Annotated in this window: 17 protein-coding genes; 10 read left to right on the forward strand and 7 right to left on the reverse strand. The window is 71.2% G+C overall.

Annotated elements, in window-relative coordinates; translation table 11 throughout:
- Positions 1-13 precede the first annotated feature (13 nt).
- From FHR56_RS19570 to FHR56_RS19580, 3 genes are read right to left on the reverse strand one after another with little or no spacing between them, the layout of a single operon-like run.
- Positions 14-997: a PDR/VanB family oxidoreductase gene (locus FHR56_RS19570; RefSeq protein ID WP_160946825.1), complete on the reverse strand. Its 984-nt coding sequence runs from the start codon at positions 995-997 to the stop codon at positions 14-16.
- Between the two features lie 49 nt (positions 998-1,046).
- Positions 1,047-1,796: a GntR family transcriptional regulator gene (locus FHR56_RS19575; RefSeq protein ID WP_160946824.1), complete on the reverse strand. Its 750-nt coding sequence runs from the start codon at positions 1,794-1,796 to the stop codon at positions 1,047-1,049.
- Positions 1,797-1,828: 32 nt separating this feature from the next.
- Entirely contained in the window at positions 1,829-2,905 is a 1,077-nt protein-coding gene (locus FHR56_RS19580; RefSeq protein WP_160946823.1) for an aromatic ring-hydroxylating dioxygenase subunit alpha, read from the reverse strand.
- 328 nt (positions 2,906-3,233) lie between these two features.
- On the opposite strand from FHR56_RS19580, the gene FHR56_RS19585 reads away from it, so the two are divergent.
- From FHR56_RS19585 to pcaC, 8 genes are all read left to right on the forward strand, one after another.
- On the forward strand, positions 3,234-3,923 hold the full coding sequence (locus FHR56_RS19585; protein ID WP_160946822.1) for a 3-oxoacid CoA-transferase subunit A: 690 nt from the start codon (positions 3,234-3,236) through the stop codon (positions 3,921-3,923).
- Complete coding sequence (locus tag FHR56_RS19590) at positions 3,911-4,582, forward strand: 3-oxoacid CoA-transferase subunit B (protein WP_184502834.1); 672 nt, start codon at positions 3,911-3,913, stop codon at positions 4,580-4,582. Before FHR56_RS19585 ends, FHR56_RS19590 begins: the two co-directional genes overlap by 13 nt.
- The gene (pcaF, locus tag FHR56_RS19595; RefSeq protein ID WP_160946821.1) at positions 4,579-5,787 is read left to right on the forward strand and encodes a 3-oxoadipyl-CoA thiolase; all 1,209 of its coding nucleotides are present in this window, start codon (positions 4,579-4,581) and stop codon (positions 5,785-5,787) included. Before FHR56_RS19590 ends, pcaF begins: the two co-directional genes overlap by 4 nt.
- An 86-nt stretch (positions 5,788-5,873) precedes the next feature.
- Complete coding sequence (pcaH, locus tag FHR56_RS19600; RefSeq protein ID WP_160946820.1) at positions 5,874-6,593, forward strand: protocatechuate 3,4-dioxygenase subunit beta; 720 nt, start codon at positions 5,874-5,876, stop codon at positions 6,591-6,593.
- 4 nt (positions 6,594-6,597) lie between these two features.
- Positions 6,598-7,155, forward strand: coding sequence for a protocatechuate 3,4-dioxygenase subunit alpha (gene pcaG / locus FHR56_RS19605; protein ID WP_160946819.1), 558 nt, complete (start codon positions 6,598-6,600; stop codon positions 7,153-7,155).
- A 66-nt stretch (positions 7,156-7,221) separates the two neighbouring features.
- The gene (locus FHR56_RS19610) at positions 7,222-8,574 is read left to right on the forward strand and encodes a 3-carboxy-cis,cis-muconate cycloisomerase (RefSeq protein ID WP_160946818.1); all 1,353 of its coding nucleotides are present in this window, start codon (positions 7,222-7,224) and stop codon (positions 8,572-8,574) included.
- Between the two features lie 111 nt (positions 8,575-8,685).
- Positions 8,686-9,465: a 3-oxoadipate enol-lactonase gene (pcaD, locus tag FHR56_RS19615; RefSeq protein ID WP_160946817.1), complete on the forward strand. Its 780-nt coding sequence runs from the start codon at positions 8,686-8,688 to the stop codon at positions 9,463-9,465.
- Positions 9,466-9,505: 40 nt separating this feature from the next.
- Positions 9,506-9,898, forward strand: a complete 393-nt coding sequence (gene pcaC / locus FHR56_RS19620) for a 4-carboxymuconolactone decarboxylase (RefSeq protein WP_160946816.1) — start codon at positions 9,506-9,508, stop codon at positions 9,896-9,898.
- A 242-nt stretch (positions 9,899-10,140) separates the two neighbouring features.
- On the opposite strand, the gene FHR56_RS19625 is transcribed toward pcaC, so the two are convergent.
- From FHR56_RS19625 to FHR56_RS19635, 3 genes are all read right to left on the reverse strand, one after another.
- Positions 10,141-11,010, reverse strand: a complete 870-nt coding sequence (locus tag FHR56_RS19625) for an IclR family transcriptional regulator C-terminal domain-containing protein (RefSeq protein WP_160946815.1) — start codon at positions 11,008-11,010, stop codon at positions 10,141-10,143.
- Between the two features lie 197 nt (positions 11,011-11,207).
- Positions 11,208-12,245 carry an NADP-dependent oxidoreductase gene (locus FHR56_RS19630; protein WP_160946814.1) on the reverse strand — a complete coding sequence of 346 codons (1,038 nt, stop codon included), beginning with the start codon at positions 12,243-12,245 and terminating at the stop codon, positions 11,208-11,210.
- On the reverse strand, positions 12,242-13,201 hold the full coding sequence (locus tag FHR56_RS19635) for an aldo/keto reductase (RefSeq protein WP_160946813.1): 960 nt from the start codon (positions 13,199-13,201) through the stop codon (positions 12,242-12,244). The genes FHR56_RS19630 and FHR56_RS19635 overlap by 4 nt, the downstream gene beginning before the upstream one ends.
- Positions 13,202-13,375: 174 nt before the next feature.
- On the opposite strand from FHR56_RS19635, the gene FHR56_RS19640 reads away from it, so the two are divergent.
- Both FHR56_RS19640 and FHR56_RS19645 read left to right on the forward strand, forming a co-directional pair.
- Positions 13,376-14,233, forward strand: coding sequence for a class I SAM-dependent methyltransferase (locus FHR56_RS19640; protein ID WP_160946812.1), 858 nt, complete (start codon positions 13,376-13,378; stop codon positions 14,231-14,233).
- Positions 14,234-14,318: 85 nt separating this feature from the next.
- On the forward strand, positions 14,319-14,855 hold the full coding sequence (locus FHR56_RS19645) for a pseudouridine synthase (RefSeq protein WP_160946811.1): 537 nt from the start codon (positions 14,319-14,321) through the stop codon (positions 14,853-14,855).
- A gap of 194 nt (positions 14,856-15,049) precedes the next feature.
- On the opposite strand, the gene FHR56_RS19650 is transcribed toward FHR56_RS19645, so the two are convergent.
- Positions 15,050-15,457 (reverse strand): hypothetical protein, encoded by a 408-nt coding sequence (locus FHR56_RS19650; protein WP_160946810.1) that lies wholly within the window; start codon positions 15,455-15,457, stop codon positions 15,050-15,052.
- Positions 15,458-15,524: the final 67 nt, after the last annotated feature.

Consider the following 15,524-nt stretch of genomic DNA (forward strand, 5'->3'; position numbering starts at 1 on the left):
CCGCGCCTGCGCGTCAGAACGCGTCGGCGCGGTAGCCGGTGTCGATGCTGAGGCTGCCGCCGAGCGCGCGCGAGACGCAGGCGCACAGCTTGCGGTTGCTGTGGCGCTGCTCGTCGCTGAGGAACACGTCGCGATGGTCCAGCGGTGCGGCGGCTTCCAGCACCTCGACCACGCACAGGCCGCATTCGCCGCGGCGGCAGTCGGCCATGACTTCCACGCCGGCCGCGCTCAGCGCATCCAGCAGCGACTCGTTCTCGGCGACCTGCACGGTCTTGCCCAGCGCCGGCACCTGCACCACGAACGGCTGCGCCGGTGCGTTGCCGCTGTTGCCGAAGGTCTCGAAATGCAGGCGCGCGCGGGCGCGGCCGTCGTCGCGCCAGCGTTGCCGCAGTTCGTCCAGCAACGGCAGCGGGCCGCAGGCATAGACGTCGGCGTTGCGCGGCCATTGCGCGATCTGCGCGGCCAGCTCGAGTTGGCCCAGATGCTCCGGGCAGAACAGCTGCAGGCGCTCGCCAAGCAGCTCCTGCAGATGCTCCAGGTAGGCCATGCTGGCGCGGCTGCGGCCGGCGTAGAGCAGTTGGAACGGGATGCGCCCGCGCGCCAGCCGTTGCGCCATGCCCAGGATCGGGGTGATGCCGATGCCGCCGGCGACCAGCACGATGTGCTCGGCGGTCTCGTCCAGGGCGAAATGGTTGTTGGGCGAGGAGATCTCCAATTGCGCACCCGGCGCCAGCGCCCACATCGCGCGCGAACCGCCGCGGCTGTCTGGCACCGCGCGCACGGCGATGCGGTAGTGGCCATCGGCGGCAGGCTCGCCGACCAGCGAATAGGAGCGCTCGTGCCAGGCGTCACCGATGCGCACGCGCACGTCGAGATGGCTGCCCACGGTGAAGGGGCGGCTGGCGCTGCCCGGATCGAGCACGATCTCGCGTACGTCCTGGCAGGGCGTGGCAACGGCGACGACGCGGGCGATGGTCCACTGGGTGTCTTTGCGCATGGCGGGGTCCGGCAGGCGGGAAGGGGGGCGGGTACGGGATGTTCCGCGATCAGGCGGGCGGGCGGCGCCGCAGCAGGCGGCTGCCGGGAATCTGGCCCAGCGCGTTCTGGTCGTGCAGGGCGTGGTGGGCGTTGCGCTGCGCCAGCCGCGCGTGTTCGCGCATCAGCGCTTCGGCGCGCGCGCCTTCGCGGCGCACGATCGCGTCCAGCACCTGGCGGTGCTGGTCCTGCGCGATCGACAGCACGGTGGCAGCCTGGGCGCGTTCGAGCACGAAGCTGCTGGGCGAGGCGAACGGCAGCTGCGTCACCCGCGCGAACTCGCGCGACAACAGCGCGCTGCCGGCCATCTCGAACAGCAGCGCGTGCAACTGCGCGTTGCAGTCGACATAGTGGGCGAAGGCCTGCTCGCTCAGCGGTCGCGGCGCCAGCACCGCGTCGATCCGGGCCAGCAGCGCCTGCGCCTGCGCCAGCAGTGCCGGATCGGCGCCACGTTCGGCGGCGCGCCGCGCCGCCAGGCCTTCCAGGGTGCCGCGCAGTTCGATGGCATCGTCCACGTCGCGCTCGTCGAATGCCTGCACCGCGTAACCGCCGCCCCGCAGCGGCTGCACCAGGCCTTCCTCGGCGAGCCGCTGCAGGGCGGCGCGCACCGGCGTGCGCGAGGCGCCCAGGCGCTCCACCAGGGCGACCTCGGACAGGCGTTCGCCGGCGGCCAGCTCGCCGGCCAGGATCAGTTCGCGCAGTTCCAGCAGCGCGCGGGTGGTCTGTGCGGCGCTGGAGCGGAACGGATGCGCGGCGGGCATGGCGGGTTCCTGTGCGACAGGGCGGGGCGGGCTCAGCCGACCATGCGCAGCTGCAGGTCCTGGTTGCGCTGCTCGGCGGCGACCATGCGCTCGATCAGGCGCCGCGCCCACATGCCGCCGGCATCGACGTTGAGGTTGTAGAACACGTGGTCCGGGTGCGCGTCGATGGCGCGCTGCTGCGCTTCCAGCACCAGTTCGTCCTCGCCGAACACACCGCTGACGCTGTCGCGCAGGCGCGTGGTGATCGACTGCTCGTGCAGCGAATGGTTGCGCGCGAACGCCCAGAAGTAGTGGCAGGTGCGGTCGGTTTCCGGAGTAATGGTGTTGAGCACGTAGCCGTTGACGCCGCGCGAGCGGTCGCCCTGCGGCGCGCCGCTGCCGGCCACTGCCACGCCGACATCGATGGCGATGGTGCACGGCGCCTCGAAACGGATGATCTGCCAGCGGTCGACCTTGCCGCGGTAGCCGTGCGCGTGTTCGATCTGCCAGGCCCAGAACGGCGGCGGGTCGATGTCGAGCATCCAGCGCGAGACCACCGTGCTGCGTTCGCCGTGGACCACGTCGAACGGCGCTTCGGCGACCTCATCCTGGCCGATGCTGGAGCCGTGCACGAAGGTCTCGTGGGTCAGATCCATCAGGTTGTCCAGCACCAGCCGGTAGTCGCATTTGACGTGGATGGTGCGGCCGTCGCCGGCCCAGGCCGGGTCGTCGTTCCAGTGCAGGTCCGGCACCAGCGCCGGATCGGCCAGCGCCGCATCGCCCGGCCACACCCAGACGTAGCGGTGCCGCTCCACGGTGGGGAAGCGGCGCACGCAGGCGGACGGATTGATGGTGTCCTGCGAGGGCATGTGCACGCAGCGCCCGTTCGCGTCGTAGACCAGGCCGTGGTAGCCGCAGACCACGTCGTCGCCGCGCAGCCGGCCCATCGACAGCGGCACCAGGCGATGCCAACACGCGTCCTCGAGCGCGGCGACGCGGCCGCTGCTGGTGCGGTACAGCACGATGTCCAGATTGCACACCTTGCGCGGCAGCAGCGCGTGCTTGACCTCGTGATCCCAGGCGATGGCGTACCAGGCATTGAGCGGAAATGCCGGAGCGGACGACTGCATGGCGGCGACCTCGATTGTGTATACAACAGGCTGGGGAAAGATCCTTGCGTGTTGCGGGCGAATGGCGGACTTGCACTGCCATCGCACCGTCGCCCGATGCGGGGCGACGGTCGAATGTATACAACAGGGACGAGGCGGCGCGCCGTTGCCGCATCGTTAAATTGTTCGTTTATCGAACTATGCATCCGATAATCGGATTGACCGCCCGCCGGAGCGGGCCTAACGTGGCCTCCCGAAGCGACCTGGAGGAGGATGTCGTGGCAGACCCCGTAATGCGCCTGCGCCCCTGTGCGCTGCGCCCCCGGCCGGCGACGGCGGAGCGGCGCCGATGATCGACAAGACCATGGCCTCGTGCGCCGCCGCCGTGGCCGACATCCACGATGGCGCCACGGTGATGATCGGCGGCTTCGGCACCGCGGGCATGCCCGATGCGCTGATCGACGCGCTGATCGCACAGGGCGCGCGCGAACTCACCATCGTCAACAACAATGCCGGCAACGGCGAGACCGGGCTGGCCGCGCTGATCAAGCACAAGCGTGTGCGCAAGATCGTGTGTTCGTTCCCGCGGCAGAGCGATTCGCAGCACTTCGACGCGGCCTACCGCGCCGGCGAGCTGGAACTGGAACTGGTGCCGCAGGGCAATCTGGCCGCGCGCATCCACGCCGCCGGCAACGGCCTGGGCGCGATCTTCACCCCCACCGGCTACGGCACCGAACTGGCCGCCGGCAAGGAGACCCGCGAGATCGACGGCCGCCACTACGTGCTGGAGTATCCGATCCGCGCCGACTTCGCGCTGATCAAGGCCTACCGCGGCGATCGCTGGGGCAACCTGGTGTACCGCAAGACCGCGCGCAACTTCGGCCCGCTGATGGCGATGGCCGCGACCTGCGCGATCGTACAGGTGGACACGGTGGTGGAGCTGGGCGCGCTGGATCCGGAAGCGGTGGTGACCCCGGGCATCTTCGTGCAACGGCTGGTGGCGGTGAGCGCCACGCGGGAGGACGCATGCACGCATTGAGCAGCCGCGGCATCGACCGCAATGCGCTGGCCGCGCGGGTGGCGCGCGACATCCCCGAGGGCGCCTACGTCAACCTGGGCATCGGCCTGCCGACCGCGGTGGCCAACTTCCTGCCGGCGGACAAGGAAATCTTCCTGCACAGCGAGAACGGCCTGCTCGGCATGGGGCCGGCGCCGCCGCCGGGGCAGGAGGACCTGGACCTGATCAACGCCGGCAAGCAACCGGTGACGCTGTTGACCGGCGGCTGCTATTTCCACCACGCCGACTCGTTCGCGATGATGCGCAGCGGGCGCCTGGACGTGTGCGTGCTCGGTGCGTTCCAGGTGTCGGTGCACGGCGACCTGGCCAACTGGAGCACCGGCGCGGCCGATGCCATCCCCGCGGTTGGCGGCGCGATGGACCTGGCGATCGGTGCCAAGCAGGTCTACGTGATGATGGAACTGCTGACCAAGCGCGGCGAACCGAAGCTGGTGAACGCCTGCAGCTATCCGTTGACCGGGCTGCGCTGCGTGTCGCGGGTGTATACCGACCTGGGCGTGTTCGCGCTGGGGCCGGACGGCGCGCGCGTGCTCGAACTGGTCGCCGGCGTGAGCCTGGACGACCTGCGCCAGGCCACCGGGCTGGCGCTGACCCTGGCCGATTCCACGGAGGCGGCATGAACGAGGCCTACATCATCGACGGCGTCCGCACGCCGATCGGCCGCTACGGCGGCGCCCTGGCCGGGGTGCGTGCGGACGATCTCGGCGCGGTGCCGCTGCAGGCGCTGCTGGCGCGGCATCCGCAGCTGGATCCGGCGCGCATCGACGACGTCTACCTGGGCTGCGCCAACCAGGCCGGCGAGGACAACCGCAACGTGGCACGCATGAGCCTGCTGCTGGCGGGCCTGCCGTTCAGCGTGCCGGGCAGCACGGTCAACCGCCTGTGCGGCTCGGGCCTGGATGCCATCGGCAGCGTCGCGCGCGGCATCCGCGCCGGCGAGTTGGACCTGGCCATCGCCGGCGGCGTGGAGTCGATGTCGCGCGCGCCGTGGGTGATGGGCAAGGCCGAGAGCGCCTTCGCCCGCAACCAGCAGCTCGAAGACACCACCATGGGCTGGCGCTTCGTCAATCCGAAGATGCAGCAGCGCTATGGTGTGGAGCTGATGGGCGAGACCGCCGAGAACGTGGCCGCGCGCCACGGCATCTCGCGCGAGGACCAGGACGCCTTCGCGCTGCGCAGCCAGCAGCGTACCGCCGCCGCGCAGGCGGCCGGTTTCTTCGACGGCGAGATCGTGCCGGTGACCGCCCCGGGCAGGAAGCGCGGCGAGACCATCGAGGTCGGTGTCGACGAACATCCGCGCGCCGACACCACGCCCGAGGCGCTGGCCAGGCTCAAGCCGATCTTCCGCCAGCCCGGTACCGTCACCGCCGGCAACGCCTCGGGCATCAACGACGGCGCCGCCGCGCTGCTGCTGGCCAGCGCCGCGCAGGTGCAGGCGCTGGGCCTGACCCCGCGTGCGCGCGTGCTGGGCTTCGCCAGCGCCGGCGTGGAACCGGCCTACATGGGCATCGGCCCGGTGCCGGCCACGCGCAAGCTGCTGGCGCGGCTGGGGCTGTCCATCGGCGACTTCGATGCGATCGAACTCAACGAAGCCTTCGCTGCGCAGGGCCTGGCCTGCCTGCGCGAACTCGGCGTCGCCGACGATGCCGCGCACGTCAATGCCAACGGTGGCGCGATTGCGCTCGGCCACCCGCTCGGCATGAGCGGCGCGCGCCTGGCCCTGACCCTGTTGCGCCAGCTCGAGGCCACGGGCGGCCGCCGCGGGCTGGCGACCATGTGCATCGGCGTCGGCCAGGGCGTGGCGCTGGCGATCGAGCGGCTGTAGCCGCTCGCCCCATCGACGCTGCGCCCCGCACGCCTGCATCATCCTTCCAGCCAACCGGCTCCGCGCGGAGCCAGCGAGACCGCACGATGCGCGACGACACCCCCCTCGATCCCCTGCTCGGCTATCGCCGCCCGTACCCGGGCACGCAACCGGCTTACCTGCATCCGCCCTACGCCTCCACCGGCGCGCGCGGCCCGACCCGCGATCCGATCGCGATCCCGCTGACCCTGTCCGAGGCGACCGGCCCGACCCTGGACCGCACCACCCTGGGCGCGCATGCCGCCGATCTCACCGCCGGCTTCCCCGGCGCGCCGTTGGGCGAGCGCATCATCGTCAGCGGACGCCTGCTCGACGAGAACGGCAAGCCGGTGCGCCACAGCGTGGTCGAGGTCTGGCAATGCAACGCCGCCGGCCGCTACCTGCACGCCGGCGACCAGCACGATGCGCCGCTGGATCCCAACTTCACCGGTACCGGCCAGGTGCTGACTGACGACCACGGTCGTTACCGCTTCACCACCATCAAGCCGGGCGCATATCCGTGGCGCAACCACTACAACGCCTGGCGCCCGGCGCACATCCATTTCTCGCTGCATGGCGACGGCATCGGCCAGCGCCTGGTCACGCAGATGTATTTCCCCGGCGATCCGCTGCTGGCGTTCGACCCGATCTTCAACTGCGTGGAGGATGCAAAGGCGCGCGAGCGCATGGTCTCCACGTTCGACTGGGAGAACACCGCCAACGAGTTCGCGCTGGGCTACCGTTTCGACATCGTCCTGCGCGGACGCAAGCAGACCCCTTGGGAGTGAGGCGATGAGTTTCCAGGCAACCCCTTCGCAGACGGTCGGCCCCTACTACCGCATCGGGCTGGAGCCGCTGTACCGCACCGAGATCGCGCCGGCGCAGGCGCAGGGCACCCATGTGGAGATCGCCGGCAGCGTGTTCGACGGCCATGGCGTGCCGGTCGGCGATGCGCTGCTGGAAATCTGGCAGGCCGATGCCGCCGGCATCTACGATCATGCCGCCGATCCGCGCCGCGGCGAACACGATCCCGCCTTCCACGGCTGGGGCCGGGTGCCGACCGACGCGCAGGGCCGCTTCGCCTTCCGCACGGTCAAGCCCGGGCGCGTCGCCGGGCCCAAGGGCCTGCAGGCGCCGCACCTGGTGGTGCTGGTGTTCATGCGCGGCCTGCTGCGCGCCGCGCCGACGCGGCTGTACTTCGGCGACGACGACCTGAATGGCGATGCGATCCTGGCGCAGGTGCCGGCCGAGCGCCGCGCCACCCTGATCGCGCAACCGCTGGCGCCCAACCGCTACCAGTGGGACGTGCGCATGCAGGGCGAGCACGAGACCGTGTTCTTCCGCTACTGAGCGCGGCGACATCCTGCACAGGCCGCAGCGGTTACGCTGCATGATCTCTCCACCGCATACGAACCGATGAGCGTGTCCGACTCCCTGTTGCGTCCATTGTTCGGTGATCCGGCCGTCGATGCGCTGTTCGACGACCGCGCGCGCCTGCAGGCCATGCTCGACGTGGAAGCGGCGCTGGCGCGCGCGCAGGCGCGCTGCGGAGTGATCCCGGCCAGCGCAGCGGCGCCGATCGCCGCCGCCTGCGATGCCGCGCGCTACGACGTGCCCGCGCTCGCCGCCGCCACCGCGCTGGCCGGCAATCCGGCGATCCCGCTGGTCAAGGCGCTCACCGCGCAGGTCGCCGCCGCCGATGAGGACGCCGCGCGCTGGGTGCACTGGGGCGCGACCAGCCAGGACATCATCGACAGCGGCGCGGTGCTGCAACTGCGTGCCGCGCTCGACCATGTGGAGGTGCAACTGGACGCGCTGTGCGCGGCGCTGGCGGCACTGGCGCAGCGCGAGCGCGACACCGGCCTGCCCGGACGCACCCTGTTGCAACAGGCGGTGCCGGTGACCTTCGGGCTGAAGGCCGCCGGCTGGCTGGACGCATTGCAGCGCAGTCGTCGGCGCCTGCAGGCGCTGCGCGAGGATGCGCTGGTGCTGCAGTTCGGCGGCGCTGCCGGCACCCTGGCCGCGTTGCAGTCGCAGGGCCTGGCCGTGGCCGAGGCGCTGGCGGCGGAACTGCGTCTGCCTTTGCCGGCGCTGCCCTGGCATGCGGCGCGCGACCGCATCGGCGAGATCGGCGCCGCGTTCGCGCTGCTGGCCGGCAGCCTCGGCAAGATCGGCCGCGACGTCGCCCTGCTGATGCAGTCGGAAGTGGCCGAGGCCTTCGAACCTGCCGCGGCGGGCAAGGGGGGGTCCTCGGCGATGCCGCACAAGCGCAATCCGGTGGGCTGCGTGGTCGCGATCGCCGCGGCCACGCGCGCGCCGGGCCTGCTCGCGACCCTGTTCGCGGCGCTGCCGCAGGAACACGAACGCGCGGTCGGCGGCTGGCATGCCGAATGGGAGACCCTGCCGGAACTGGTGCGCCTGAGCGCCGGCAGCCTCGCCCAGGTGCGGGTGCTGGCCGAGGGCCTGGAACTGGACCGTGCGCGCATGGCCGCGCATCTGGACAGCCACGGCGGCCTGCTCTACGCCGAGGCGGTGGCGGTGACTCTCGCCGCCCAGCTGGGCAAGGCTGCCGCGCACGCGCTGGTGGAAACGGCGGTGCGTCGTGCGCTGGCCACGCAGCAGCACCTGCGCGCGGTGCTGGCCGAGGAGCCACAGGTGACCGCGGTGCTGGCGCCGGCGCAACTGGATGCGCTGTTCGCTAGCGATAGCTGGCGCGGCATGGCCGCGGTGTGGATCGAGCGCGTGCTCGCCGCGCAGTCGCGCGGGTGAGGCGCCGCGCCGTGCCTGTCTGCCGCAGTGTCGGCGACACGTTCTAGACTTGCCGGTGCCGCGCGGTTTGCTGCGCGACGGCCCAATCCCCTCTCCAAGCGAGCGCCGACCATGCCGATCCTCGACCTGCCCACGCATCGTCTGCATTACCGCATCGACGGCAGCGAAGGCCGTCCGTGGCTGACCCTGTGCAATTCGCTCGGCACCGACCTGCACATGTGGGACGCGCAGATCGCGGCGCTGGCGCCGCATTTCCGCGTGCTGCGCTACGACCGCCGCGGCCACGGCGCTTCCACCGCCGCGCCCGCACCGTACGCCATGGCCGATCTCGGCGGCGACGTGGTGGCGCTCTGGGATGCACTGTCGATCGAACGCAGCCACTTCTGCGGCCTGTCGATCGGCGGGCTGACCGGGCAGTGGCTGGGCCTGCACGCCGGCGAGCGCCTGCTCAGCCTCACCCTGTGCGCCACCGCGGCCAGGATCGGCAGCGCCGAAAGCTGGCAGGCGCGCATCGATCAGGTCCGCGCCGAGGGCCTGGCGCCGCTGTGCGAAGGCACCCGCACGCGCTGGTTCACCCCGGCCTTTGCCGAGGCGCAGCCGGGTACCGTCGAGGCGATCCTGGAGAGTTTCCGCGCCACCGACGCGCAGGCCTACATCGGCTGCTGCCAGGCGCTGGCCGAGGCCGACTTCCGTGCGCGCCTGGGCGAGATCCGCGTGCCGGTGCTGGCCGTGGCCGGGCACGACGATCCGGTGTGCCCGCCGACCGAGTTGCAGGCCATCGCCGCGCAGGTGGCACAGGGCGAGTATGCCGAGGTGCATGGCCGCCACCTGTGCAACGTGGAGTCGCCGCACGCCTTCAACGACGCGCTGCTGCGCTTCCTGTTGCAGTAGATCGCGCTCGCCTTTTCCCCACGTTCCAGGAGTTGCCCCGATGCACGAGAACGAACGCTACGCCGCCGGCCTGCAGGTGCGCCGCGCGGTGCTCGGCGATGCCCACGTCGACCGCTCGCTGGCCGCGCGCACGCCGTTCACCGAGGAATTCCAGGAGTTCATCACCCGCACCGCCTGGGGCACGGTGTGGACCCGCGAGGGCCTGCCGCGGCACACGCGCTCGCTGCTGACCCTGGCGATGATGGTGGCGCGCGGCCACGACGAGGAATTCAAGCTGCACGTGCGCGCCGCGCGCAACAACGGCGTCAGCGCCGACGAGATCAAGGAAGTGCTGCTGCAGGCCGCGATCTATTGCGGCGTGCCTGCGGCCAACCACGCCTTCGCCCTGGCCGCGCCGATCCTGGCCGAGCAGGCCGCCGAAGCGGCGGACTGAGCGCGGGCGCCGCTGCCGCGGCAGGATGATGGCGCCTGCGGTTTAGCGCCGACTCGTCGCAAGCGGTACGCAGTGTGCCTGCTGTCTGTCCTGCGACGGGTGCCTCGCGCAAGCCAGATCCGCGCGCGCTTCGCGCCCCGTACCCTCACCCCAACCCCTCTCCCGGAGGGAGAGGGGCTTTCCCTTCGCCCCACCGGGGACCACGGCCCTTCGGGGAAGCTGCCCCGCAGGGCGGATGAGGGTCAGTCCAGCACGCGGCTCAACTGCTGCGCCGCGTGGCGCAGTGCCGGCAACACCGTGCTCTGCAGGCTGCCCAGGGTCATCCGCGCCACCGAGCTGCCGACATTGAGCGCGGCCACCACGCGGTCCTGGCGGTTGCGCACCGGCACCGCCACCGAGCGCAGGCCGATCTCCAGTTCCTGGTCGACGACCGCATGGCCGTCGCGCTGCACGCGCTCGAGCAGCGCCTGGAACTGCGCACGGTCGGTGACGGTACGTTCGGTGCGCGCGCGCAGCGGATTGCGGTCCAGGTAGCTGTTCAAGGTGTCGCCCGGCTGCGCGGCCAGCAGCACCCGGCCCATCGAGGTGCAGTAGGCGGGCAGGCGGCTGCCGGCGCGCAGGCCGATCGACATGATCCGCACGGTTTCCGCGCGCGCCACGTACAGCAGGTCGTCGCCATCGAGCACGCCCAGCGAGCAGGACTCGTGCAGGTCGTCGCGCAGCGCATCCAGCACCGGCTGCGCCGCCACCGACAGGGCGGCGGTGGACAGGTAGCCGCTGCCGATGCCCAGTGCGCGCGGCAGCAGCACATAGCCGCGGCCGTGGGTGCCGGCGTAGCCCAGCTTCTCCAGCGTGTACAGCACGCGCCGTACCGCCGCGCGCGGGATGCCGGTGTCGGCGCTGAGCTGGGCCATGCTGACATCGCGGCTGTGCTGGCCGAAGGCGCTGAGCACGGCCAGGCCGCGCGCCAGCGAGGTCATGAAGTTCGGATCGCCTTCGCACTCGCCGATGCGCCGCATCAGCTCCGCGGCCAGGCCGCGCTCGGGCGGGGTGGGAGCGGTGGCGGCACGCGCGGTGCGGCGTGCGCGAGGGGGACGCGGGGAATCGGACATGGAAGCGGCGGCGGCGGCAATGCGTCCGATGGTAGTGGCTGCATCCGCGGGCGTCGATGCCGCGGTGTGCGCGAGGGCCGCAATCCACCCTGTAGCGGATGAACCCCATGCGTCTCGTAGGAGCGGCTTCAGCCGCGACCGGGCTTCCATGGGAACGCCCGGCCGCGGCTGAAGCCGCTCCTACGGGACATCTCGCCTCAGTCGCCCAACCGCACCACCAGCTTGCCGAAGTTGCCGCCGCTGAGCATGTCGATGAAGGCCTGCGGGGCGTTCTCCAGTCCCTCCACCACGTGTTCGCGATAGCGCACGCGGCCCTCGGCCAGCCACGCGCCCATCTCGCGCAGGAACTCCGGGTACAGCTTGACGAAGTCGCCGACGATGAAGCCGCGCAAGGTCAGGCGCTGGCGCAGCACCTGGCCCATCAGCGCCGGCAGCCGGTCCGGCCCCGGCGGCGGGGCGCCGTTGGCGTTGTAGGTGGCGATGGTGCCGCACACCGGCACCCGCGCGAAGTCGTTGAGCAGTGGCAGCACGGCATCGAACACGTGGCCGCCGACGTTCTCGAAGTACACGTCGATGCCGTCGCTCGCGGCGGCGCGCAACTGCTCGGCGAAGTCCTTGGCGCGGTGGTCCAGGGCCACGTCCACGCCCAGTTCCTCGCGCAGGTAGCGGCATTTCTCCGCGCCCCCGGCGATGGCGATCACCTTCGCCCCACGCAGCCTGGCGATCTGCGCCACCGTCGCGCCGACCGGGCCGGTGGCCGCGGCCACCGCGACGGTCTCGCCGGGCTGCGGCTTGCCGATCTCGTGCAGGCCGGCATAGGCGGTGAAGCCCGGCATGCCGTACACGCCGAGCGCGGTGCTCGGCGGCAGCGGCGAGTCGCGATCGAGCTTGCGCCGCAGGCTGGCGCCGTCGACGACCAGATGGGTCTGCCAGCCGCCGTTCTGCACCAGCACCAGATCGCCCGGCGCGTGGTCGGGGGAATTGGATTGCAGCACCTCGGCCACGGTGCTGCCGACCATGGTCTCGCCCAGCTGCACCGGCGGCGCGTAGGACGGCGCATCGCTCATGCGCCCGCGCATGTACGGGTCCAGCGACAGCCAGCGGTTGCGCAGCAGCACCTGGCCCGGGCCAGGTGGCGCCAGCGGCGCCTGTTCGGTGCGGAAGTTGTCGGTGCCCGGCGCGCCCTGCGGGCGCGAGGCGAGCACGATACGGGTGGTCTGGGTGGGGGCGGTCATGCGGTTTCCTCACTTGCGGTATTCAATTGCGCGATGTCTTCGGCCGACAGCTGCAGGCGCGCGGCGGCGAGCAGGTCCTGCAACTGGTCCAGGCTGGTCGCGCTGGCGATCGGCGCGACGATGCCGGGCCGCGCCATCAACCAGGCCAGCGCCACCTGCGTGGGCGTGGCGGCATGCTTGCCGGCGATGTCGTCCAGCGCGGCGAGGATGCGCAGGCCGCGCGCGTTGAGATAGCGCGCGACCACGCTGGCGCCGCGCGCCTGGCTCTTGCCGGCGTCTTCGGCGCGGCGGTATTTGCCGCTGAGGAAGCCGCTGGCCAGCGCGTAGTAGCACAGCACGCCCAGGCCCTGTTCGCGCACCAGCGGCTCCAGTTCGGCCTCGTAGCCGGCGCGGTCGTACAGGTTGTACTCCGGCTGCAGCGTCTCGTAGCGGGGCAGGCCGTACTGCGCGGAGACGTTCAATGCCTCGCGCAGGCGCGCGGCGTTGTAGTTGGAGGCGCCGATCGCGCGCACCTTGCCCTGTTCGATCAGCCGCCCGAACGCCGCCAGCGTCGCTTCCAGCGGTACCGAATCGTCGTCTTCGTGCGCCTGGTACAGATCGATGACGTCGGTCTGCAGGCGCTGCAGCGAGTCCTCTGCGGCAGCGGCGATGTTGTCGGCGGACAGGCCCGGGCGCTCGGCCCACTTGCCGACCTTGGTCGCGATCAGCACCTTGTCGCGCTTGCCGCTGCGCTTGAGCCACTGCCCGATCAGCGTTTCCGATTCGCCGCCGTGGTTGCCGGGCACCCAGGCCGAGTAGATGTCGGCGGTGTCGATGAGGTTGCAGCCGGCCTCGACGAAGGCGTCGAGCAGGGCGAAGGAGGTCTTGGCGTCGGCGCTCCAGCCGAACACGTTGCCGCCGAACGCCAACGGTGCCGCATGCAGGCCGGAGCGGCCGAGTTCGCGCGTGTGCAGCATGGAAAACGCTCCACTGTGGGGAAAGGCGACAGGATAGTCGCCAGGGGTTTGGCAACCGTCAAATGCTCGCGAAAACAGCGTTCCGCCAGCGTGACCCGCGCTAACGGGAGTGCAACATTCGGCCTTGCCGGGTCGCATGCTAGGCTCGCGCCACCTCTCTTGCGGATGCCTGCCATGACGCTTCGAACCTCGCTCGCCTGCGCCTGCACCCTGGCCATCGCCACCGCCGTGCTCGCCCCCGCGGCGCAGGCGATCAAGCCCGCCGACACCGCGACGCTGCCAGCGCCGGATGCATCGCTGCAGACGGCGATCAACGGCAGCTGGCGCGACCGCGCCAACGTCGCCCGCGACGCCTATCGCCACCCCGGGCAGACGCTGGCGTTCTTCGGTATCAAGCCGACCCAGACGGTGATCGAGGTCACCCCGGGCAGCGGCTGGTATTCGGAGATCCTCGCGCCGTACCTGCGCGAGCGCGGCCAGTACATCGCCGCCGTGGTCGATCCGGCGGCCGTGCCGGAAGGGCGCGGCCGCGACTACCAGCAAAAGGCGCGCGCCGGCCTGGAACAGAAGTTCGCCGCGGCGCCGGCCCAGTACGATCGCGCGCGCATCGTCGCGTATGCCCCGAACGCGCCGGTGTTCGGCCCGCCCGGCTCGGCCGATCTGGTGCTGACCTTCCGCAACGTGCACAACTGGCGCATGGCCGGCCAGGCCGAGGGCATGTTCAAGGGCTTCTACCAGGTGCTCAAGCCCGGCGGCGTGCTCGGCGTGGTCGAGCACCGCGCCAAGGCCGACGTGCCGGCGGACGACAAGAGCGGTTATGTCGGCCAGGCGCAGGTGATCGCCATGGCCGAGGCGGCCGGCTTCAAGCTGGCCGGCAAGAGCGAGGTCAATGCCAATCCACGCGACAGCAAGGACTATCCTGGCGGCGTGTGGACGCTGCCGCCGAGCAACCAGCACGAGGCCGCCGACGACGCCAAGTACCAGGCGATCGGCGAGAGCGACCGGATGACTCTGAAGTTCGTCAAGCGCTGAGCTGGCGCGCGGGCGGCGCGCCGCGGGGGCATGGGACAATGCCTGCGCCGCGCCGTGCGGCGCAGGCCCACTGCCGTTCCCGCCGATGCTGATCGCCTTCAACAAGCCCTTCAATGTGCTGTGCCAGTTCACCGACCGCAGTACGCCGCCGCGGCGGACCCTGGCCGAGTTCGGCCTGCCTGCCGACGTGTATGCGGCCGGACGCCTGGACTACGACAGCGAGGGCCTGCTGCTGCTGACCGATGACGGCGCGCTGGCGCATCGCCTCACCGATCCGCGGCACAAGCAGCCCAAGACCTATTGGGTGCAGGTGGAGGGCGCACCGCAACCGGAGCAGTTGCAGCGCCTGCGCGACGGCGTGCTGTTGAACGATGGCCCGACTGCGCGGGCCGAGGTGGCGCTGCTGGACGCACCGCCATCGCTGTGGCCACGCGATCCGCCGGTGCGCTTCCGCAAGCGCGTGCCCGATGCCTGGCTGCAGATCGTGCTGCGCGAAGGCCGCAACCGCCAGGTGCGGCGGATGACCGCGGCGGTCGGCCTGCCGACGCTGCGGCTGGTGCGCGCGGCGATGGGCGCGCACCGGCTGGACGGGTTGGCGCCGGGCGCGTGGCGTGCGCTGTAGTGCGTGTTGTGCCGAGCCATGCGTAGGAGCGGCTTCAGCCGCGACATGGGAATCTCGGTAACGCGTCGGTCGCGGCTGAAGCCGCTCCTACGTTGGAAGAGCGGGCGCAGCGACTCCATAAAAAAAAGCGACCGGGATGCCTCTCGGTCGCTGCGTTTCATGCTACGGCTGCCGTCAGCGGCAGTGCGCGGATCTCACTCTTCGGTGGCGTCCTGCGCTGCTGCGTTGCGGCGCGTGCCACGAGTGCTGGCGCTGCGGCGCGCACCCACGTTGCCGCGCTTGCTGGCGGCTTCGATGCGCTGCGCATTGCCTTCGATCGGCGCGCCCTTGTCGCGCTGGCGCTTGCGGTAGATGGCGTAGCCGAGCAGGCCGACGCCCACCGCGGCGGCGGCGATGGCCACGGCCGGGTTGCGGCGCACCGCGGTGCGCGCGACCTTGGTGCCGGTCTTCACCGCACCCAGCGCGGCGCCGGCCTTGAGCGCGCTCACCGCCTTGCCCGACTGCAGCCACTTGTTCGCCTGCGGGCCGAGATGCTTGAGGCTGTCGCCGGCGTGACTGGCGAAATCCAGGGCGCGGTCGGTGATGATGGTCAGCTTGCTCATGGGCGTCCCCTACTGGCAGGAATGAAGGCCTGCAGTGTCGCCCCCGTGCCGTATACGGGGCGTTAGC

The sequence above is a fragment of the Xanthomonas sp. F10 genome, assembly GCF_014206815.1.
Classification (GTDB): domain Bacteria; phylum Pseudomonadota; class Gammaproteobacteria; order Xanthomonadales; family Xanthomonadaceae; genus Xanthomonas_A; species Xanthomonas_A indica.